At 72.4% G+C, this 19,946-nt stretch carries 15 protein-coding genes and 2 pseudogenes; 4 read left to right on the top strand and 13 right to left on the bottom strand.

Translation table 11 applies throughout. The features are described 5' to 3' along the window. Positions 1 to 9: 9 nt before the first annotated feature. The 4 genes from ACA089_RS08355 to nudE are packed head-to-tail and all read right to left on the bottom strand — an operon-like array spanning position 10 to position 2,557. Positions 10 to 333: a YnfA family protein gene (locus ACA089_RS08355; protein ID WP_372015611.1), complete on the bottom strand. Its 324-nt coding sequence runs from the start codon at positions 331 to 333 to the stop codon at positions 10 to 12. Positions 334 to 345: 12 nt separating this feature from the next. Then, positions 346 to 1,167, bottom strand: a complete 822-nt coding sequence (gene mazG / locus ACA089_RS08360; protein WP_372015613.1) for a nucleoside triphosphate pyrophosphohydrolase — start codon at positions 1,165 to 1,167, stop codon at positions 346 to 348. A 50-nt stretch (positions 1,168 to 1,217) separates the two neighbouring features. Beyond that, entirely contained in the window at positions 1,218 to 2,015 is a 798-nt protein-coding gene (cysQ, locus tag ACA089_RS08365) for a 3'(2'),5'-bisphosphate nucleotidase CysQ (RefSeq protein ID WP_372015616.1), read from the bottom strand. Continuing rightward, the gene (gene nudE, locus ACA089_RS08370; RefSeq protein WP_372015619.1) at positions 2,012 to 2,557 is read right to left on the bottom strand and encodes an ADP compounds hydrolase NudE; all 546 of its coding nucleotides are present in this window, start codon (positions 2,555 to 2,557) and stop codon (positions 2,012 to 2,014) included. Before nudE ends, cysQ begins: the two co-directional genes overlap by 4 nt. 47 nt (positions 2,558 to 2,604) lie before the next feature. Here nudE and bioA point away from each other — a divergent pair, with 47 nt between their 5' ends. After that, positions 2,605 to 4,023, top strand: a complete 1,419-nt coding sequence (gene bioA / locus ACA089_RS08375) for an adenosylmethionine--8-amino-7-oxononanoate transaminase (protein ID WP_372015622.1) — start codon at positions 2,605 to 2,607, stop codon at positions 4,021 to 4,023. Continuing rightward, the gene (locus tag ACA089_RS08380; RefSeq protein WP_372015623.1) at positions 4,014 to 4,748 is read left to right on the top strand and encodes a 16S rRNA (uracil(1498)-N(3))-methyltransferase; all 735 of its coding nucleotides are present in this window, start codon (positions 4,014 to 4,016) and stop codon (positions 4,746 to 4,748) included. The genes bioA and ACA089_RS08380 overlap by 10 nt, the downstream gene beginning before the upstream one ends. Before the next feature lie 222 nt (positions 4,749 to 4,970). Here the strand turns inward: ACA089_RS08380 and ACA089_RS08385 are convergent, their stop codons facing one another. The 8 genes and pseudogenes from ACA089_RS08385 to pilG all read right to left on the bottom strand — a co-directional run bounded on the left by ACA089_RS08385 (position 4,971) and on the right by pilG (position 16,667). After that, the gene (locus tag ACA089_RS08385; RefSeq protein WP_372015626.1) at positions 4,971 to 5,441 is read right to left on the bottom strand and encodes a chemotaxis protein CheW; all 471 of its coding nucleotides are present in this window, start codon (positions 5,439 to 5,441) and stop codon (positions 4,971 to 4,973) included. 31 nt (positions 5,442 to 5,472) lie between these two features. Next, positions 5,473 to 6,648 (bottom strand): chemotaxis protein CheB, encoded by a 1,176-nt coding sequence (locus ACA089_RS08390; RefSeq protein WP_372015629.1) that lies wholly within the window; start codon positions 6,646 to 6,648, stop codon positions 5,473 to 5,475. After that, a pseudogene (locus ACA089_RS08395) lies at positions 6,635 to 12,310 on the bottom strand (hybrid sensor histidine kinase/response regulator); the annotation flags it as partial. The pseudogene ACA089_RS08395 and the gene ACA089_RS08390, both read right to left, overlap by 14 nt. A gap of 438 nt (positions 12,311 to 12,748) precedes the next feature. Further along, positions 12,749 to 13,183 (bottom strand): annotated as a pseudogene (locus ACA089_RS16385) (Hpt domain-containing protein); the annotation flags it as partial. A 97-nt stretch (positions 13,184 to 13,280) separates the two neighbouring features. Beyond that, positions 13,281 to 15,317, bottom strand: a complete 2,037-nt coding sequence (locus tag ACA089_RS08400) for a methyl-accepting chemotaxis protein (protein ID WP_372015635.1) — start codon at positions 15,315 to 15,317, stop codon at positions 13,281 to 13,283. Between the two features lie 33 nt (positions 15,318 to 15,350). After that, positions 15,351 to 15,881, bottom strand: coding sequence for a chemotaxis protein CheW (locus tag ACA089_RS08405; RefSeq protein WP_372015637.1), 531 nt, complete (start codon positions 15,879 to 15,881; stop codon positions 15,351 to 15,353). Continuing rightward, positions 15,881 to 16,246, bottom strand: coding sequence for a response regulator (locus ACA089_RS08410; RefSeq protein ID WP_372015640.1), 366 nt, complete (start codon positions 16,244 to 16,246; stop codon positions 15,881 to 15,883). The genes ACA089_RS08405 and ACA089_RS08410 overlap by 1 nt, the downstream gene beginning before the upstream one ends. A 19-nt stretch (positions 16,247 to 16,265) precedes the next feature. Next, positions 16,266 to 16,667: a twitching motility response regulator PilG gene (pilG, locus tag ACA089_RS08415; RefSeq protein ID WP_162408292.1), complete on the bottom strand. Its 402-nt coding sequence runs from the start codon at positions 16,665 to 16,667 to the stop codon at positions 16,266 to 16,268. 231 nt (positions 16,668 to 16,898) lie between these two features. On the opposite strand from pilG, the gene gshB reads away from it, so the two are divergent. After that, on the top strand, positions 16,899 to 17,864 hold the full coding sequence (gshB, locus tag ACA089_RS08420) for a glutathione synthase (RefSeq protein WP_372015643.1): 966 nt from the start codon (positions 16,899 to 16,901) through the stop codon (positions 17,862 to 17,864). Further along, entirely contained in the window at positions 17,861 to 18,742 is an 882-nt protein-coding gene (locus ACA089_RS08425) for a cell envelope integrity protein TolA (protein ID WP_372015645.1), read from the top strand. The genes gshB and ACA089_RS08425 overlap by 4 nt, the downstream gene beginning before the upstream one ends. 111 nt (positions 18,743 to 18,853) lie before the next feature. Here ACA089_RS08425 and ACA089_RS08430 read toward each other — a convergent pair whose 3' ends face one another. Next, a complete protein-coding gene (locus ACA089_RS08430; RefSeq protein WP_372015648.1) occupies positions 18,854 to 19,861 on the bottom strand; it encodes a class I fructose-bisphosphate aldolase in 1,008 nt (335 codons plus the stop codon). Positions 19,862 to 19,946 lie beyond the last annotated feature (85 nt).

A 19,946-nucleotide genomic window follows, 5' to 3' on the forward strand; every position in this document is an offset into this window, starting at 1 on the left:
CGCCGCGGCTCAGGCGTCGCGCGGCGCGAACATGATGACCGCCATGCCCGCCAGGCACAACGCGGCCCCGAGCAGGTCCCAGCGGGTCGGGCGGACGCCGTCGACCCACCACAGCCAGGCGATCGCCAGGCTGACGTAGACGCCGCCGTAGGCCGCGTAGACCCGGCCGGTGGCGGTCGGGTGCAGGGTCAGCAGCCAGGCGAACAGGGCCAGGCTGGCTGCGGCCGGCAGCAGCAGCCAGGCGCTGCCGCCGTTGCGCAGCCACGACCACACCAGCCAGCAGCCGGTGATCTCGGCGAGCGCGGTGACGGCGAACAGCAGGAACGTGGCCATGCTCCGGCGTCCTCAGTCCGCCAGGCCGCGCTCGATCCGCTTGGCCTGGTCCCAGTACGCGTCCTGCTGCTCCAGCGTGAGCGTCGGCAGTGGCGTGCCGGCGGCTTCGGCAAGCTGTTCCATCGCGCGGAAGCGGCGCTCGAACTTGTGGTTGGCGTGGCGCAGCGCCGCGCCGACATCGACCTTGGCGTGCCGGGCCAGGTTGGCGGCCACGAACAGCAGGTCGCCGATCTCGTCCTGCAGGCGCGCCCGGTTGCCCGCCACGTCGCCGCGCGCGAACTCGGCCCGGACCTCCTCGATCTCCTCGTGCAGCTTGGCGATGACCGGCTCCGGGCCGGGCCAGTCGAAGCCGGTGCGTGCGGCGCGCGACTGCAGCTTCACCGCGCGCTGCCACTCGGGCAGGCCGCGGGAAATCCCGGCCAGCGCGGAACGGTCGGCCTCGCCGGCAGCCTCGCGCTCGGCGCGCTTGATCGCCTCCCAGTTGACGGTCTGTTCCTCGGCGTCGGCGAAGCTCGCATCGCCGAACACGTGCGGATGGCGCCGCACCATCTTGTCGCTGATCGCGGCGGCCACGTCGTCGAAGCCGAACGCGCCCTGCTCGCCCGCCATCTGCGCATGGAACACCACCTGCAGCAGCAGGTCGCCGAGTTCGTCCTTCAGCGCATCCAGGTCGTTGCGGTCGATCGCATCGGCGACCTCGTAGGCTTCCTCGATCGTGTAGGGCGCGATGGTCGAGAAATCCTGCTCGAGGTCCCAGGGGCATCCCGACTGCGGGTCACGCAGGCGCGCCATGATCCGGAGCAGGTGGTCGATCGGCCGGGCGGACTCGTCCATGGAGCGGCCTTAGCGCGGCGTGGAAAGTGGGGCGCAGGACCCCGCGGCGGTCACAGCCAGTCCCGCCACGGCAGGTCCGGGTCGCCGAGGGCGATGAAGTCGCCGTTGAGCAGCGACTCGCGCCGGTTGTAGCGGAACGGCTTGCCGGTGTCGGCGGACAGCAGCGCACCGCCGGCCGCGTGCAGCACGCACTGGGCCGCGGCCGTGTCCCATTCGGAGGTCGGGCCGAAGCGCGGGTACACGTCCAGGCCGCCCTCGGCGATCCGGCAGAACTTCAGCGACGACCCGAGCGCGACCTCTTCGATCGCCCCCATCCGGTCGAGCACCGACTGGGTGCGGGCATCCCGGTGCGAACGGCTGGCGGCGACCCGCAGCGGCGCGACCGCCGGCGCGCGCGCGCGCAGCACCGTGTCGCGGTGGCCGTCGCGACGGTAGGCCAGCTCTCCCCGGACCGCATGCCAGACCTCGCCCCCCACCGGCGCCTGGACCACGCCCAGCACCGGCGCCCCCTGGTGGATCAGGGCGATGTTGACGGTGAATTCGCCGTTGCGCTTGACGAACTCGCGGGTGCCGTCGAGCGGGTCGACCAGCCAGTAGCTCGACCAGTGCCGCCGCGTCTCCCATGGCACGCTCGCCGATTCCTCGGACAGCACCGGCAGGTCCGGGGTGAGCCGCTCGAGGCCATCGACGATGGTGCGATGCGCGGCCAGGTCGGCGGCGGTCAGCGGGCTGGCGTCGTCCTTGTGGGCGACGTCGAACCCCCCGGCGTATACCTCCATGATCGCCGCGCCGGCCTGGCGGGCGATGGCGATGACCGTTTCCCGCAGGTCGGCGGTGATCTTGATCATCGTGCGGCCAGCCAGGCGCGGGCGATGAACAGCGCGGCCAGCGAACGGCCCTCGGAAAAATCGTCTCGCAACATCAGTTGTTCCAGTTCCTGCAGCTTCCAGGGAATGACCTCGAGCTCCTCCGGCTCGTCGCCGGGCAGCTTCTCGGGATAAAGCCCGCGCGCCAGCACCAGCCACGAGACGTGGCTCATGTAGGTGGGCGCCAGGGTGAGCCCGCGCAGCACGTCGATCCGGCGCGCGCCGTAGCCGGCCTCCTCCTTCAGTTCGCGGTCGGCGGCCTGCTCGGGCGTTTCGCCCGCGTCGATCCTGCCCTTGACCAGGCCCAGCTCGTAGCGGTGCACGCCGGCGGCGTACTCGCGGACCAGCAGCACGGTCTCGTCGTCGAGCATCGGCACCACCACCACCGCGCCGTGGCCGCGGCTGACCATGCGCTCGAAGCGCCGGCGCTCGCCGTTGGCGAACTCCAGGTCCAGGCGCTCCAGCCGGTAGGGCCCCGCATCGACCGCGGTCGTGCCGTGGATCAGCGGCAGGCGCCGGCTCATCGCACTGTCCCCCGGCGCGGCCGGGGTGCGGCCGATATCATGGGGGGATGCACGGACGTACTCATGAGCCACAAATCGTAGCAGACCCCGCGGCGGAGCAGGCCGCCGCGCGATGGCGCGAACGCGACCTGGCGGTGCTGTGGCATCCGTGCACGCAGATGCGCGAGCATCCGGACGTGCTGCCGCTGGTCCCGGTCGAACGCGGCGACGGCGCATGGCTGGTCGGGTATGACGCCCGTCGCTACCTCGACGGCGTCAGCAGCTGGTGGACCAACCTGCACGGGCACGGCGAGCCGCGCATCGCCGAGGCCATCGCCCGCCAGGCCCGCACGCTGGAACAGGTCATCCTCGCCGGGTTCTCGCACGCGCCCGCGGTGGAGCTGGCCGAGCGGCTGCTCGCGCTCGCGCCGCGGCAGCCGGGCCGCGCGCCGCTGTCCAGGGTGTTCTACGCCGACAACGGGTCGGCCGGCGTCGAGGTCGCGCTGAAGATGGCGTTCCACTGGTTCCGCAACCGCGGCGAGCCGGGGCGGACCAAGTTCGTTGCACTGGAAAACGGTTATCACGGCGAAACCCTCGGCGCGCTGGCCGTCGGCGACATCCCGCTGTACCGGCGCATCTACGCGCCGCTGCTGGCCGAGGCGCTTTTCGCACCGTCGCCGGATGCCTACCTGGCCGGCCCGGGGCAGTCCGCGGCGGAGCGCGCCGCGCACGCGGCCGACGCGCTGGCCGACCTGTTCGACCGCCATCCGGGCGAGATCTGCGCGGTGATCCTCGAACCGCGCCTGCAGTGCGCCGGCGGCATGCGCATGCACGATCCGGCCTACCTGCGCCGCGTGCGCGAACTGTGCGACGCCAACGGCGTGTTCCTCGTGGCCGACGAGATCGCCACCGGCTTCGGCCGCACCGGCACGATGTTCGCCTGCGAGCAGGCCGGCATCGCCCCCGACCTGCTCTGCCTGTCCAAGGGCCTGACCGGGGGCTTCCTACCGCTGGCCGCGGTACTGGCGACCGGGTCGATCTACGACGGCTTCCTGGACGACTCGCGCGAGCGCGCATTCCTGCATTCCCACAGCTACACCGGCAATCCGCTCGCCTGCGCCGCCGCGCTGGCCTCGCTGGCTATCTTCGAAAGCGACCAGGTGCTCGCCCGCAACCGGGCCACCGCCGCGCGGATGGCGGCGCTGTCGGCTCCCCTGGCCGGCCATCGCCACGTCGCCGACGTGCGCCAGGCCGGGATGGTCGTGGCGTTCGAACTCACCCGGGATGGCGACCGGGCCACGCCGTTCGAGGCATCGGCACGGGTGGGCCTGCGCGCCTACCGCGCCGCGCTCGCGCGTGGCGTGCTGCTGCGACCGCTCGGCGACGTCCTCTACTGGATGCCGCCCTATTGCATCGACGACGACCAGCTGCAGCTGCTGGCCAGCGTCACCGCCGAGGCCATCGAGGAGGCCACCGCATGCGCCTGACCCGCTGCCACCTGGAGCTGCCGCTGCGCGCCGGCGACGAGATCGCGCTCCCGGAACATGCCGCCAACCACCTGGCGCGGGTCCTGCGCCTGCGCGAAGGCGATGCATGCGTGCTGTTCAACGGCGATGGCCACGACTATGCCGCGCGCCTGCTCGCCGTCGGCAAGCGCGGGACGCGCGCCCTGGTGCTGGAGGCGCGGCCGGTGGACAACGAATCCCCGCTGTCGATCGTGCTGCTGCAGGGGATCGCGCGCGGGGAGAAGATGGACCTGATCCTGCAGAAGGCCACCGAACTCGGGGTGTCGGCGATCGTGCCGGTATCGGGCGAGCGCACCGAGGTGCGCCTGGACGCCGAGCGCGCCGCCAGGCGGGTCGCGCACTGGCGCAGCGTCCTGGAATCGGCCTGCGAACAGTCCGGCCGCGCCCGGGTGCCGGTGCTGCACCCGCCGGCATCACTGGACGCCGCGGCGAAGGCGCTGGCCGGCGAAGGGCTGCGACTGGTGCTCGACCCGCAGGGCGAACACCGGCTCGGGGACCTGCCCGCTCCACCCGCGCGGACCGCCTGGATCGCGATCGGCCCCGAAGGCGGCTGGTCGCCCCGCGACCGGTCGATCCTGGAGGCGGCGGGCTTCGCCGGGCTGCGCCTGGGGCCGCGCGTGCTGCGCACGGAAACCGCGGGACTGGCGGCGATCGCGGCGCTGCAGGCGCGTTTCGGCGACCTGTAGGCAGGCGGCGCGCCGCCCGAAGCCACGCCTGCCAGAGGCGGCGCCAGGTGGCTGGCATGGCGAAGATGGGACGAGGCCAACGCCATGCCCGGGGCACGCACCCTTGGAACATGCCGCCGCCGACGCGTGGGTACGGCGACGCCGACACCATCAGGGCGACGAAGCCGCCCGGAAGCAGCGCGACCAGCCGCCGGCCGGGTTGCCGGCGGCCGCCTCGGGCTCTCAGGCCACCGCGGCCAGCGCTTCGCCGAGCATCCGTTCGACGCCCTCGAGGTCGGGCAGCAGTGCGCTCTGCTCGCCGAGCAGCACGCGCATCTGCACCCCGCGCGGAAGGTCTTCCTCGGACGCGTCGGCCAGCAGGCTGTCGCGCGGCACCGAGACCAGCTGCGGGAACGACGCCGTGAGCAGGGCGAAGTACGGCAGGGTCTCGTCCTTGCCGAGGCCCTTGAGCACGATCACGCGGTTGTTGCGCATCGCCGGCTCGTCGCCCAGCCCGGCCAGGCGGGAGAAGGCCACCAGCGGGACGTTCCAGCCATGCCACACGATCTGGCCCGCCAGCCATGCGGGGGCGCCTTCGACCGGCTCGACCGCCACGCGCGCCAGCACTTCGGCCACGGTCGCGTTGGGCAGCAGCAGCCGCTCTTCGCCGACCTGGATCATGACGCCGCGGATTTCGTCGCTGTTGTAAGCCATCTGTCCTTCGTCCTCGAACGGTGCGCGCGGTTCAGGACCAGCGCGCGACCAGCTGTTCGGCCAGCTGCGACGGGGTGCCGAGATCGGCGCCACCGGCGGCCATCAGTTTCACCGCCGTCGCGTCGTAGCAGCCTTCCAGCGCCTGCCCGGCGACATGGCCGCCGCGCGTCGCCAGCGCCAGCACCGCCTCGACCCTGGACGGCTCCGCGCCGCTCAGGACGATGACCGCGCTCTCCGCCGGCGGCAGGGCCGCCACCGGATCCCCGCCGCCGTCGACGAACGCCATGCCCTCGTCGGTGGCGTCGATGCCGACGCGCTCGGGCAGGACATAGACCGTCGATGCCGACAGCGCATCGCCCGGCATCGCCATCGCGACCGGCAGCGCCGACACCCGCGCCAGCTGCTTGACCAGGTTGTCGTAGCGGCCGCCGTCGAGCTTGAGCTGCACCAGCAGCGGCCGGCTGAACCCCGGGGGCAAGGCGGTGATCAGCTTGCGCACGGCATCCGGCCCGCCGACGCCCGCGACCACCAGCACCGCGCCCTTGACCACGGCCGCCGCATCGCCTTCCGGCTCCATCGCGACCAGTTCCAGGCGCGAGAAGTCCGGCAGCGGCGGCGGCTCGCGCCCGGCGCGCTCGAACGCCGGCGGCGCGTCGTCGGCCAGCGCCCATCCCTGCGAATGCGGGATCGGCGCGACGTCCTGCACGCCGTCCCCGGGCCGGTCCTCGGGCAGGCCGGACGCCAGCGCCGCGGCCTCGAAGAGGTGCCGTTCGAACGGGTCCTCGGCGTGCAGCTGCTGTGGCGTGGTCGGGTGCCCCGGCTGCAGGTCGGCCACCAGGTCCTGCTCGCGCCCGGGCGGAAGCACGTCGTCGTGGCCATGCAGCTTGGCGGCCAGGTGGCGGATCCAGCGCTGGGCTTCCCAGCCGTCGCGCCGCGCGGCCAGCTCGGCCTCGTCGAAGATCACCAGCAGGCCCGGGGCCTCGAGCGCGGGCTCCAGCGCGACCAGCGCGTCCTCGACCGCCGGTTCCAGCGCGACCAGCGCGGCCTGCGGTGCCGCCGCCGCGAACGTGGCGGCATCCAGCGCGACCGGATCTTCCTCCAGCACCACGCGGGCGCCGGCGGCGTCGAGGGCCTCGCGCAGGCGATCGCGCGCCGCGCCCGCACGCGCCAGCAGGGCGACGGGCTTGGCCGTGTCAACCGCGCGCACGGGCGATCCCCAGCAGGTCGTAGACGTTACGCATCAGGTCCAGTTCCTGGTACGGCTTGCCGAGGTAGCGCTGCACGCCGATCTCGAACGCTCGCTGGCGGTGCTTCTCGCCGGTACGCGAGGTGATCATCACGATCGGGACGGCGCGGAAGCGTCCGTCCGCGCGCATCGCCGTGGCCAGCTCGTAGCCGTCCATTCGCGGCATTTCGATGTCGAGCAGCATCAGGTCGGGGACGCGTTCTTCCAGGCGCTCCAGCGCCTCGATGCCGTCGCGCGCCACCACCACCTCGAAGTTGTGGCGCTCCAGCACGCGACCGGTCACCTTGCGCATGGTCAGCGAGTCGTCGACCACCATCACCAGCGGCACGTGGCGCGCCTGCGGCGGCTCCACCGCCGCCGGGCGCTCCGGCTGGGCCAGGTGGCGGCGCACCAGCGGTGCGACGTCCAGGATCACCACCACGCGGCCATCGCCGGTGATGGTCGCGCCATAGATGCCCGGCACCGACGAGATCTGCAGCCCGACCGGCTTGACCACGATCTCGCGGTTGCCGACCACCTGGTCGATCGCGACCGCCGCGCGCAGGTCGCCCGCGCGGACCAGCAGCAGCGGCACCTGCGCCTGGCCCTCGGCCTTGGCCGCGCCCTGGCCCACCAGCAGGCCCAGGTCGTGCAGTGCGTACTCCTCGCCGGCATAGCGGTAGGTGCCCGCCCCGGCCTCGAAGCGCTCGCGCGAGATCCGGCCGATGCCGCTGACCGAGGCCACCGGCACCGCGTAGGTGGTGTCGCCGATCTGCACGAACACCGCCTGGGTGACCGCCAGCGTCTGCGGCAGGCGCAGGGTGAAGGTGACGCCCTGGCCGGCGGTCGATTCGATTTCGACCGTGCCGCCGAGCTGGCGCACCTCGTTGCGGACCACGTCCATGCCCACGCCGCGCCCGGCCAGCTGGCTGACCTTCTCCGAGGTGCTGAACCCGGATTCGAAGATCACCGAGTCCAGCTCGGCGTCGCCGAGTTCGGCGTCGGGCTTGATCAGGCCGCGCTGTTCGGCGCGGCGGCGGATCGCGGCGCGATCCAGGCCGCGGCCGTCGTCGGCCACCTGCAGGACGATTTCCGAACCCTCGCGGCGCAGCGCGATGGTGATCGTGCCTTCCTCGTCCTTGCCGGCGGTGCGGCGGTCCTTCGGCAGTTCGAGGCCATGCGCCACCGAGTTGCGCAGCATGTGCTCCAGCGGCGCGACCATGCGGTCGAGCACGTTGCGGTCGAGTTCGCCGTGGGTACCGTCGAGCCGGAGCTGGACCTGCTTCCTGGTGTCGTGCGCGGCCTGGCGGACCACGCGGCGCAGGCGCGGGACGATGCTGTCGAACGGCACCATGCGCGCGCTCATCAGGCCGTCCTGCAGCTCCGAGCTCACGCGCGACTGCTGCTGCAGCAGCACGTCGTACTGGCGGGCCAGGTCGTCGAGCACGCCCTGCAGGCCGGTCAAGTCGGCCGCCGATTCGTTCAGCGCACGGCTCAGCTGCTGCAGCGTGGAGAAGCGGTCGAGCTCGAGCGGGTCGAACGTCGGGTCGGCGCTGTCCTGCTCGCGCTGGTAACGGGCGACGATCTGCGCCTCGGTCTCGAGGTCCAGGCGGCGCAGCTGGTCGCGCAGGCGCGCGTTGGTGCGGTCCAGCTCCGACATGGCGCTGCGGAACGCGCCCAGCTGCTGTTCCAGCCGCGAGCGGTAGATCGCCACTTCGCCGGCGTGGTTGACCAGGTTGTCGAGCAGGTCGGCGCGCACGCGCACCTGCTCCTGCGGCGCGCGCGGCACGCCCTCCTCGGTGGCAGCGGCCTGGGCCTCGTCCTCGACCGGCGCCGACAGCGGCGCCGGGGCGGACGCGGGCTCCGGAACCGCCGCCGTCCCGTCCACCGCCGCGAGGGTGGCGGCGGCTTCCGCGGGCGGCTCGGCCGGCGGGGTCGCCAGCGCGGCCACGTAGCTCGCCTCCGCCGATTCGGCGGACGCGGGCGCCTCGCCACGGATCCTGGCTTCGAACTCCTCGATCAGCGCATGCGGCACGTCCGTCATCCGGTGCACGCGCGTGCGCTGCAGCAGGCGGTGCAGGGTGTCGAAGCCGCGTTCGAGCAGGTGGATGTCGGTGCGGCGCAGTTCCGTGCGCTGCTCGGCGACCGCCTCCAGCAGCGACTCGATCACATGGCCGAGGTCGCCGATGCTGGCGATGCCGGCCATCCGCGCGCCGCCCTTGAGCGTGTGCAGGTCGCGCTGCAGGCCGATGATCGGTTCCCGCGCGGTCGCGTCCTCCCGCAACTCCTGGATGAGGCCGTCGATGTGGTCGAGCAGGTCGACGCCTTCCTCGACGAAGATGTCGACGAGGTCGCGATCCAGTTCGGCGAAATCGAGCATCGGACCGTCGGGCACGAGTTCCTCCTCGGCACGGGCATCCGGCAGCGGCGCACCCAGCGCGGGCAGTTCGACCGGCTCCGGGCGCGCGTCGGCCGCGGGCGGCGCTTCCATCGTGATCTCCGGAGCGATGGCTTCGCCTTCGCTCCCGTCCGGCTCGGCCTTGGCGTCGCTGGCCAGTGCGGGCGCATCCGCCAGCCGAGCGTCCACCGGTCCGGCGTCGGGCACGTCGGACGCGAACACGCCGGCGTCGGCCGGACCGGTTCCCGATGCTTCGGCCGCGGCCGTGCCGTCGGCGTCGGCGTCGGCGTCGGCGTCGGAAGCTACGGCCGCCTCGAGCGCGTCCGTGTCGAACGGCCCGGCGATCCCGGTATCCGCGACGTCCACGGCGTGCGCGGTGTCGACGGACCCGGTCGCGTCGACAGAGTCCGGCACCGGCACCACGTCCGCTTCCACCAGCCCTTCGACGGCGATCGCGTGTTCGTCCGGTGTCGCGAGCGAGGCGGAGGCGGCCAGCGCGTCGTCCGGGACGACGTCGATTCCGGCGTCCCCGAACGATGCAGGCTCGGCCGCTTCGGGCGCGTCCCCGGGCGTTTCCGCCGCGGCTTCCCCGGTCGCGGCCGTGGCCGCCACGTCGTGCCCCGCGAGGTCGTGCGCGGGCTCCAGCGGCATCGCCCCGACATAGCGCGCGAGGTCGTCCACGCCGGTCAGTTCGACCGCATCGGCCACCAGCGGCACGTCGGCTTCGTTCTCCGGAGTCTGCGGCCAGCGCGCTTCGGGCAGGCTGTCGGCCAGGGCATGCAGGCGTGCGGACAGCCCGGCGAACCGCGGGATGCGCGGCGACTCGGCCTGCAGCGCGCGGATGCAGGTGCGGATGGCCGCGGACATCTCCGCCAGCGCGTCGACCGCCTCGCCCTCCGGAACCTGCGAGGCCGCGAGCGAGCGCTTGACGAACGTTTCGGCCGGATCGGTGACCCCGGTGATCTCCGGCACGTCGGTCATCGCGAACGCGCCGTTCATGGTGTGGATCGCGCGCAGCAGCGCGTCGGACGCCGGTTCCGGCGCCAGCCGTGCCGCGCCGATCCAGGCGTCCACGGTCTCCAGGTGCTGGGCGACCTCCGCCTCCAGGATCTCGCGCAGCACGCTGTCCACGGAAGCGGGCGTGCCCTCTTCCTCGAACCCGACGTCGACGGTCGCGGCCGCGACGTCCGGTGCCGCCGCCGGGACGGTGCTGGCGGGCGGCACGTAGAACGCCTCCTCGCCCGCGGCGACCCGGTCGGCCACCGCCTCCATTCCGTGCAGGTCCGCGCCCACCCCGCCCTGGCCCCGAAGGGCCGCATCGAACTGCGGCAGGACGTCGCAGGCCTGGCCCACCAGCGCCGTGACCGCCGGGCTCGCCGGGCGCGTGCCATCGAGCACGCGGTTGAGCATGCCCTCGATCTTCCAGCTGAACTCGCCCAGCGCGCGCGCGCCGACCAGGCGACCGCTGCCCTTGAGCGTGTGGAACACGCGCCGGATGGGGCGCAGCCGCTCCAGCTCCTCGGGCGCCTGCTGCCAGTGCGGCACCATGCGCGCCAGGTTCGCGCGCTCCTCTTCGAACTCCTCGAGGAAGACCTCGCGGATGTCCGCATCGATGTCATGGTTGTCGTCGAAGCCGCCGATCGCGGGATGCGACGCAGCGACCGCGTGCGCTTCGGGCACCGCCGCCGCAGCCACCGGGACGGCACCCAGGCTGGCGGCGGCCGCGGAGATCTCCGCGATCAGCGAGGTCGAGTCGTCGTCCAGCTCGATCCGGCTGATCCGGCTCTCGTACACCTGCGCGGGGCGCAGCTCCGGCTGCACGCGCATGTTGAGGTCGAGCCACTGGCTGGCCTCGACCGGCGGCGGCGCGGGCGCCACGGACGGTTCGGGCTCGCGGTCGCCGTCCGCGGACGGCGCGGCCATCGGCGGTTCGGGCGCCGCCGGTTCCGCAGCGGGCATCTCGACCACCTGCGCACCGGAGACCGGCGTCGCGGACATCGGAACGCCGGCGACCTCGGTCTCGGCCTCGAGCACGTGCGCCACGGCGGACCCATCCACGGCCGCCTCGTCGGCGGCCGCATCGGACGCCACTTCGGGAAGGCCGGTCTCGGCCGGCTCCGCATGCGAGGCCGGGGGGAATTCGGCCTCGACGGGGTCGAAGCTGGTCCACTGCGAAGCGACCGTCGCCGCGTCCGGGGCTTGGATGGAGAGGGTCTCCACCACGGGCAGTTCCACTTCCAGCGCCGGGAGCTCGAGCGCCTCGCGCTCCGGTGCCGCAGGCTCGGACGCCACCGCGTCCACCGGCAGGTCGTGCTCGGCCGCCACCGGATCCCAGGAGCCCGCCACGGCGACCGGACCGGCCAGGGTGACCGCGGCCGCCGGCATCACCGGCGCGTCGTCGTCCTCGGCGTTGGCCTCGTCGGCCGCCGGCAATGGCCAGTAGCTGAGGGCTTCTAGGCTGCTGCGCGCGATCTCGAGGATCTCGTCGCGGTTCGGGCGCCGGTCGCGCAGCGCCTCGAGGTAGTACTCCAGGCTGGCCATCGCGTCGGCCAGGGTGTCCAGTTGCCGCCCACTCGGCACGCGCCGGCGCTGCAGCAGCTCGGTGCCGATGTAACGACGCACCCCCTCGAGGTAGTCGGCCGGCTGCGGGAGGTCGAGGATGCGCAGCGCGCCCGACACCTCCGACAGCAGCTGCGGCACGTCATCCAGCCGCGAGTGGTCCCAGTTGGTCTCGATGAAGGCGACGAAATGCTCGCGCGCGGCGGCGAAATTGGCGATGGCCTCGTGGGCCAGCACCTCGACGGTGCGGCGTGCCTCGGCCGCGGCCGCATCCTCGCCGCCCTCCTCGCCCGGGGCGCCCAGGCGCGCGACCTGGTCGTCCAGCGAGGCATCCACGTAGAGCAGCGCACCGGCGATGTCGAGCAGCGCGCTCTCGCTGGCCGGCTGTTCGCCCCGCGCGATGCCTTCCAGCGCGTCGCGCTGCTGCAGGACCACGTCGCGGGCCACGCCGAGCCCGAGCATGCCGAGGGTGTCGGCCACGTTGCCCAGTTCGGCGGCCTGCGGTTGCAGCGTGGCGGCATCGCCACCGGTGCGCAGGTGCAGGTCGAGCGCGTCCTTCACCCGCAGCAGTTCCTCCTTCACCACGCTGCCGACGGTATTGAGCAGGTCGCGGTTGCGGCCGGCCAGGCTGCCGCGGGCGTGGTCCAGCTCGGCTTCGGTCGGCGCGTGGGCGTCCAGTTCGAAGGCCTCGCGCAGCGCGTCCAGCGCCGGGTGCGGCGCGCGCGCCTGGGCGACCACGTACAGCAGCTGCCGGGTCGGTTCCTGGCTGGCCACGCCCTGGGCGACCGCCGGGGTCGACTCGTCTTCGTGCGCCTGGCGCACGGCGCGGGCGATGCCCACGAAGGCGCCGCGCAGCGCATCGGTGGGCGCCAGCGCGCCGTCGCGCAGCGCGTCGGCGGCCGACGACGACACCCACAGCATGCGCCGGGTGGTGTCGTGGCGCGCGTTCTCCAGCAGTTCGCCGGCCGCCGCGGCGAGCGCGGACGGATCGGCGGGCGCGGCGTGTTCCGGCCAGGCCTCCAGCGCGGCTTCGAACCGCGCCTGGGCCGAAGCCACCTTGTCCTGCCGCTGGGTCCACGGCAGCGGCGACGCCCCGGGCACCTGCTCGGGCAGCGGCCGGCTGAGGTCGGGGGCGAACAGCACGCTTTCGTTCAACCCGGCCGCGCCGCGCGCGGCACGGATGTCGTTGAGCAGCGGCAGCAGCACGATCGGGATGTCGCGATGGCCGTTCTGCAGGCGTTCCAGGTAATCGGGCAGCAGCACGGTGCCGCGCATCAGCGTGGCGCAGGCCTCGTCGCGGTCGTTGGCCGCGTTCTGCTGCACCGCCTGCGCGAGCAGCTCCATCTCCTCGGCGACCATCGCCGGGGCGTACAGCTCGACCATCCGCAGGGTGCCCTGCACCTGGTGCAGGTAGCCGGCGCAGAAACGCATGCGGCTGGTGTCGGCGGGGTCTTCCACGAAGGCCTCGATCTCGTTGCGCGCCTGGCGCAGCGTTTCATCGAGCTCCGGCTTGACCCAACCGAGCACCGCATGGCTCATCGCATCGCGCAGGGCGCTCATCGGCGACCTCCGGCGAAGCGGTGCCGGCCATTGCCTGCGTGGCCGGGCGTGCGCGTGTTGCGACCGATCCTCATCTCATTCCCCCGTCGCACGCCACTCAGGCCGGCAGCTTGAAGTCGGCCACCGAGCGGCGCAGGTCCGCCGCCAGTTGCGCCAGGTGGCCGATCGAGTCGGCGGTCTGTCCGGCACCACGCGAGGTCTGGCCCGAGATCTGCTGGACCACGCCCATCGTCTTGGTGATGTCGGCGGCCGCGCCGGCCTGCTGCTGCGCGGCGACGGAAATGCTCTTGATGAGGTCGTTCAGCGCATTGGACACGCGCTCGATCTCGGTCAGCGCGGTGCCGGCGTCCTCGGCCAGGCGCGCGCCGGACACCACTTCGGCGGTGGTCTGCTCCATCGAGCTGACCGCTTCGTTGGTGTCGGCCTGAATCGCCTGGACCAGGCCTTCGATTCGCCGGGTCGCGCCCGAGGTGCGTTCCGCGAGGCGCTGCACTTCGTCGGCCACGACCGCGAAGCCGCGGCCGGTTTCGCCGGCCGCCGCCGCCTGCACGGCCGCGTTGAGCGCCAGGATGTTGGTCTGCTCGGAAATGTCGTTGATCAGTTCCACGATCGAACCGATCTCCTGCGAGGATTCGCCCAGGCGCTTGATGCGCTTGGAGGTCTCCTGGATCTGGTCGCGGATCTGGTCCATGCCCTGGATCGTCTCGCGCACCACGCCGGCGCCCTCGGCGGCGATCACCACCGAGCGCTGCGCCACTTCCGCCGACTCGGTCGAGTTGCGCGACACCTGCTCGATGCTGGCCGCGATTTCGTTGATGCGCTGGGAGGCCGCGTTGATCTGCTCGGCCTGGTGGTTGGACGCCTCGGCCAGCTGCAGCGCGGTGGCCTGCGTCTCCTGCGAGGAGGCCGCGACCTGCACCGAGGTGTCGGTGATCGTGGTCACCAGGTTGCGCAGCTCGTCGACCGCGTAGTTGATAGCGTCGGCGATCGCGCCGGTCATGTCCTCGGTCACCGAGGCCTTCACCGTCAGGTCGCCTTCGCCGAGCGAGCTGATTTCGTCCAGCAGCCGCATGATCGCCTGCTGGTTGCGGCTGTTGAATTCCACCTGCGCCTGGTAGCGGACTTCCTGCTCGCGCGCGCGGTTGCGCACCGAGCTCCATACGAAGCCGATCAGGGAGATCAGCGCGATCACGCCCGAGGCGATGCCGAGCCAGAAGTTGGGGAACAGGCGGGTATCGCGCACCGAGCCGAACGCGGAGAACGCGTCGAACAGCTTCTTGCTGGCCTCCAGCATCCGGTCGGAGCCGGCGGCGAGGCTGGCCGCCGCGGCCTGCGCGCCGAACAGGTTCTTGGAGCTGCCGAGGATCGCGTCCAGGTCCTTGCGCATCTCGGTCCACAGCGCCTGCGACTGCTCGAGCGCGGCCAGCGCGGCGGCGTTGCGCACGGGCGCCACGCCCAGTTCCTCGTTGCCCTTGGCCAGGCCGTCGAGCACCTGGCCGAACACCACCGCGTCGCGGGCCAGCGCGTCGCCGGCCGCGGCCGCACCCGGGCCACCGGCGCGGATCTCGGTCACGCGGCGGGCCATGGTGCCGGCCACCACGACCTGCTGCAGCGCGCTGAACACCTGCGAGGCGGGCGCGCCGCCGGCGGTCATCGCGCGGACCACTTCATTGAGCTGCGCCTGCAGCTGCGGCACGCGGCCGGCGAAGCGGTCGGCGTTGCCGGCCAGCGCCAGCACCGCCGGCTCGCTGGCCACGATCTGCCCGGCGCTGGTGCCCAGCGGCGTCCACACCGACACCAGCGTATCCAGCGGACCCGACACGCCCGGCTCCTGGCCGAAGCGGCCCTGCAGCCCGGTCACGGTGGTCTCGATCTGGGCCTTGGTCTCGCGGAAGGCCTTGAACGCGTCGGCATTGCCGGCCACGGCGTCGCGGCCCTGGTTGGCGAGCTGCTGCGAGAGCACCTGCAGGTCGGCCGCGCCGGTGCTCGCGCCGGCCAGGCGGCTGCCCTGCCAGGTGGCCACGCCGGTGTTCAGGCCGAACACGATGACGGAGAGCGCCAGCAGGACGAGCCAGAAGCCGGTACTGACGCCACCCAGGCGGCTGGTCTTGGGGGTGTCCGGTGCAGTGCTCATGCGTTGTAGACCTCAGGTGCGGTGCCGGCCGGATCAGGCGGCGGCTTGGCGGAATTCGGGAGTACGGGCCAGGCGCGACAGGGAGAACACGCTCCAGTCGGCACCGTCGCTGTGGAAGGCGCGGTCGACGAAATGGGCGTAACGGCCCTGCGCCAGCGGCGCGGGGTCGATCGCCTGCTCTTCGCCGAAGCTGCGCTGGCCGTAGAGTTCGTCGATGGTCAGGGCGACGTCGCCGCCCTGCTGGCGCATGACCAGCACGCGCTGCCCCTCGTGCAGCACCGTGCGCTCGCCCTCGAGGAACAGCTTCAGGTCGACGACCGGGAACAGGTTGCCGCGCAGGTTGCCGATGCCCAGCAGCCACGGCTGGGCCCCCGGCACCGGCGTGACCGGCGGCATCGACAGGATTTCGACCACCTCGCCGAATTGCGAGACCAGCCGGTGGTTGCCCACGCGGTAGCCGACGCCGCGCCAGGTCTCAGGACCCAGTTCGCGCGCCGGCAGCTGCACCGCGTGCAGCAGGCTGCGCTGCTCGTAGTCGGCGAGGATGTCGAAGGGAGTGCGCATCAGCCGGCCACCAGCTGGTTGATCCGCTCGAGCAGGTCCTCCTCGCGCGGCGGCTTGACCACGTAGTCGACCGCGCCCTGGCGCATGCCCCAGGCGCGATCGGTCTCCATGCTCTTGGTGCTGACGATCAGCACCGGGATCTTGCTCGTGGCCGAGTCGCGGGTCAGCGCGCGCGTGGCCTGGAAGCCGCTCATGCCGGGCAGGACGACGTCCATCAGCACCAGGTCCGGCAACTGCTTGCGGGCGATGTCGATGCCGTCCTCGGCATTGGTGGCGAGGATGACCTGATGGCCACCGCGTTGCAGCCACTGGGTGAAGACGGCGCGGTCGGTCGGCGAGTCTTCGATCAGCAGGATTCGAGCCATGTTGTTGCCTGCCCCCCGGTCAGGCGTTGACGTACGTGCGGATGGCGCCCAGCAGTTCTTCGCGAGTGAATGGCTTGGTCAGGTACTGCTCGGAGCCGACGATGCGGCCCCGCGCCTTGTCGAACAGGCCGTCCTTGGAGGACAGCATGATCACCGGCGTGGACTTGAATTTCTGGTTGCCCTTGATCAGCGCGCAGGTCTGGTAGCCGTCCAGGCGCGGCATCATGATGTCGACGAAGATGATCTGCGGCTGCTGGTCGGCGATCTTGGCCAGCGCCTCGAAGCCGTCGCTGGCGGTGACTACTTCGCACCCTTCGCGCTTGAGCAGCGTCTCGGCGGTACGGCGGATCGTCTTGGAGTCATCGATCACCATGACCCGCAAGCCGCCAAGCGCCCCGGTCGGGGCCGTATTGTCAGTCATTACCCTAATTCCCCATGCGCGCGGCGCTTCTACGGCGCCACTGCGAAGGTGTCTATATCCCAGTACGGCCAGAGACTGTCAAGCCCGGCGCCCCGGCGGGGCCGAGCCTGAACGGGAATGGTGCGAACGCCGTCGCAGTTGTGGGGCCGCGCTTCGCCCGCGACCGGCGGGCGATGCCGGGCCGATCGGCTAACATCGCCGGTCCCGCTTTCCTCGCAGGCCGCCCCGCCCATGCCCGCGCCCCTGGACGTCATCGTCGTGATGGACCCGATCGGGTCGATCAAGATCGCCAAGGACACGACCTTCGCCATGCTGCTGGAAGCCCAGCGGCGCGGCCACCGCCTCCACTACGTCCGCCCGGGCGGCCTGTCCGTGCGCGACGGCCGCGCGATGGCCCGGGTCGCGCCACTGGCGGTGCGCGACGACAAGGCCGGGTGGTTCACCCTCGGCGAGTGGTCCGACCTGGCCTTCGGCCCGGGCCAGCTGGTCCTGATGCGCAAGGACCCGCCGGTGGACGCCGAGTACGTGTACGACACCCAGGTGCTGGACCTGGCCCGCCTGGCCGGCGCCCAGGTGGCCAACGATCCGCGCGGGTTGCGCGACTTCAACGAGAAGCTGGCGGCGCTGCTGTTCCCGCAGTGCTGCCCGCCGACCCGGATCAGCCGCGAGCCGGCCGAGCTGAAGGCCTTCGCCGCCGAACAGGGCAAGGTCGTGCTCAAGCCGCTGGACGGCATGGGCGGGCGTTCGATCTTCCTCAGCCAGGCCGGCGACCCCAACCTCAACGTGATCCTGGAGACGCTGACCGATGGCGGCCGCAAGCTGGCCCTGGCCCAGCGCTACCTGCCCGAGATCGTCGACGGCGACAAGCGCATCCTGCTGGTCGACGGCGAGCCGGTGGACTACTGCCTGGCGCGGATCCCGCAGGGCGACGAGTTCCGGGGCAACCTGGCCGCCGGCGGCCGCGGCGAAGGCCGGCCGCTGAGCGAACGCGACCGCTGGATCGCCGCCCAGGTCGGGCCCGAGATGAAGCGGCGCGGGATGCGCTTCGTCGGCCTGGACGTGATCGGCGACTGGCTCACCGAGGTGAACGTCACGAGCCCGACCTGCGTGCGCGAACTGGATGCCCAGTTCGGCCTGAACATCGCCGGGCGGCTGTTCGATGCCATCGAGGCCGGGGCCCCCGAACCCGCGGCATGAGCGCCACCACCCTCCCCGCCCCGCCGCCGATCGGCCCGGCCCAGCGCCTCAACGCCACGGTGGTGCTGTCGCTGCTGGTCCACGGGATCCTGATCCTGGGCCTGGGCTTCGCGTTCCGCGACGAGGCGCCGCTGGTGCCGACGCTGGACGTGATCTTCAGCCAGACCAGCACCGAACTGACGCCCGAGCAGGCCGACTTCCTCGCCCAGGCCAACAACCGCGGCGGCGGCGAACACGACAAGGCGCAGCGGCCGCGCGACCTGCAGGCCGGCGCCATCCCGCTGGCCGAACCGGGGCAGGCGCCCCTGCCGGAGCGGCAGCGCGCGGCCAGCGAGGTCCCGCCGCCGCAGGCGCGGGTGGTGGCCAGCCGGCGCGGCGAGGATCCGGTGGCCGAAGCCCAGCCCCGCCTGCCGCAGCCGGTCCCCGAGGTGCCGCCGGTGAGCCCGGCGCGCGCCGCGCGCGACGCCGAGATGGCGCGGCTGGCCGCGGAGGTCTACCTGCGTTCGGAGCTGTATGCCAAGCGGCCGACGCGCAAGTTCGTGTCGGCCAGCACGCGCGAGTACGCCTACGCCAACTACCTGCGCGGCTGGGTCGACCGGGCCGAGCGCATCGGCAACCTCAACTATCCCGACGAGGCGCGCCGGCGCCGGCTCGGCGGGCAGGTGGTGATCAGCGTCGGCGTGCGCCGCGACGGCACCGTGGAAAGCACGCGCGTGCTGCGCTCCAGCGGCACGCCGGTGCTGGACGAGGGCGCGCTGCGCATCATCCGGCTGGCCGAGCCGTTCCCGCCGCTGCCGGACACGCCCGACAACGTCGACATCCTGCACGTCACCCGCACCTGGGTGTTCGTGCCCGGCGGCCAGTTGCGGACCGAGTAGCGCCGGCGGCCGCAGGACCGCCTTCCGACAGGCCCGCGGCTGCCCGCGGACGGCCGCGCCGGCACCGGTAACGCCGGGCTGCGGCCGGTGCGCCAGGAAACCGGGCGGGGCTCAGCCGCCCTGCCACTGCCCCAGGGCCGCCAGGCCGTTGGCGCGGGCGCGGGCGAGAACCAGGTCCTGCGCCTTGCGGACGTTGCCCGCCATGTCCTTCGCCCACAGCGCCAGCGCCGCCTGCTGCATCGCGCGACCGTACGAGAAGCTCAGCGTCCAGGGATTCGGGCCGAGCCGGTTCATCGCGTCCAGGTGCGCGGTGGCATGCTCGTCGTCCTGGCCGCCGGACAGGAACACCACGCCCGGCAGGATCGCCGGGACCGTGCTCTTCAGGCACATCAGGGTGGACTCGGCCACTTCCTGCACGTCGGGCTGTTCGGCGCAGTCCTTGCCGGCGACCACCATCGAGGCCTTGAGGATGGTGCCTTCCAGCAGCACGTTCTGCTCGTACAGCGCGCCGAACAGCGAACGCAGCACCGCCTCGGTGACTTCGTAGGCGGTCTCGATGTCGTGCGCGCCGTCCATCAGCACCTCCGGCTCGACCATCGGCACCAGCCCCTGCTCCTGGCAAAGCGCCGCGTAGCGCGACAGCGCGTGGGCGTTGACCTCGATGCAGGTACCGGTGGGGATGTCGTCGCCGATGTTGATCACCGCGCGCCACTTGGCGAAGCGCGCACCGAGCCGGTAGTACTCCTCCAGCCGGCCGCGCAGCCCATCCAGGCCTTCGGTCACCAGTTCGCCGGGGAAACCCGCCAGCGCGGTGGTGCCCCGGTCGACCTTGATGCCGGGAAGCATGCCCTGCTCGGCCAGGTAGGCGGCGAACGGGACGCCCGCCCGGGTCGACTGGCGCAGGGTCTCGTCGTACAGGATCGCGCCGGACACGTGCTCGGACAGCTTCGGCGCGGTCAGCAGCATCTCGCGGTAGGCGCGGCGGTTCTCCTCGGTGTTCTCGACCCCGACCGCGGCGAAGCGCTTGCCGATCGTGTTCGTGGACTCGTCGATGGCGATGATGCCCTTGCCGGGGGCGACCATCGCCTGGGCGGTATCGGCCAGCTGTTCGATGCTCATGGGGGAGTCCTGCGTGCTGCAACGGAAGCGGAAACGGCCGGCAGTATACCGGCGGCATTCCCGACGCCCCTTGCCGCGGCCTTCA

This window comes from Pseudoxanthomonas fibrivorans, assembly GCF_041464125.1.
In the GTDB taxonomy this organism is placed as follows: Bacteria; Pseudomonadota; Gammaproteobacteria; order Xanthomonadales; family Xanthomonadaceae; genus Pseudoxanthomonas.

Bases quoted from the DNA above. Each gene is read 5' to 3' on its own strand.
- ACA089_RS08380 (WP_372015623.1), top strand. From the start codon at position 4,014: ATGCGCCTGACCCGCTGCCACCTGGAGCTGCCGCTGCGCGCCGGCGAC.
- ACA089_RS08430 (WP_372015648.1), bottom strand. From the start codon at position 19,861: ATGAGCATCGAACAGCTGGCCGATACCGCCCAGGCGATGGTCGCCCCC.
- ACA089_RS08400 (WP_372015635.1), bottom strand. From the start codon at position 15,317: ATGAGCACTGCACCGGACACCCCCAAGACCAGCCGCCTGGGTGGCGTC.
- ACA089_RS08410 (WP_372015640.1), bottom strand. From the start codon at position 16,246: ATGGCTCGAATCCTGCTGATCGAAGACTCGCCGACCGACCGCGCCGTC.
- pilG (WP_162408292.1), bottom strand. From the start codon at position 16,667: ATGACTGACAATACGGCCCCGACCGGGGCGCTTGGCGGCTTGCGGGTC.
- cysQ (WP_372015616.1), bottom strand. From the start codon at position 2,015: ATGATCAAGATCACCGCCGACCTGCGGGAAACGGTCATCGCCATCGCC.
- ACA089_RS08405 (WP_372015637.1), bottom strand. From the start codon at position 15,881: ATGCGCACTCCCTTCGACATCCTCGCCGACTACGAGCAGCGCAGCCTG.
- ACA089_RS08425 (WP_372015645.1), top strand. From the start codon at position 17,861: ATGAGCGCCACCACCCTCCCCGCCCCGCCGCCGATCGGCCCGGCCCAG.
- bioA (WP_372015622.1), top strand. From the start codon at position 2,605: ATGCACGGACGTACTCATGAGCCACAAATCGTAGCAGACCCCGCGGCG.
- ACA089_RS08385 (WP_372015626.1), bottom strand. From the start codon at position 5,441: ATGGCTTACAACAGCGACGAAATCCGCGGCGTCATGATCCAGGTCGGC.
- ACA089_RS08355 (WP_372015611.1), bottom strand. From the start codon at position 333: ATGGCCACGTTCCTGCTGTTCGCCGTCACCGCGCTCGCCGAGATCACC.
- mazG (WP_372015613.1), bottom strand. From the start codon at position 1,167: ATGGACGAGTCCGCCCGGCCGATCGACCACCTGCTCCGGATCATGGCG.
- gshB (WP_372015643.1), top strand. From the start codon at position 16,899: ATGCCCGCGCCCCTGGACGTCATCGTCGTGATGGACCCGATCGGGTCG.
- nudE (WP_372015619.1), bottom strand. From the start codon at position 2,557: ATGAGCCGGCGCCTGCCGCTGATCCACGGCACGACCGCGGTCGATGCG.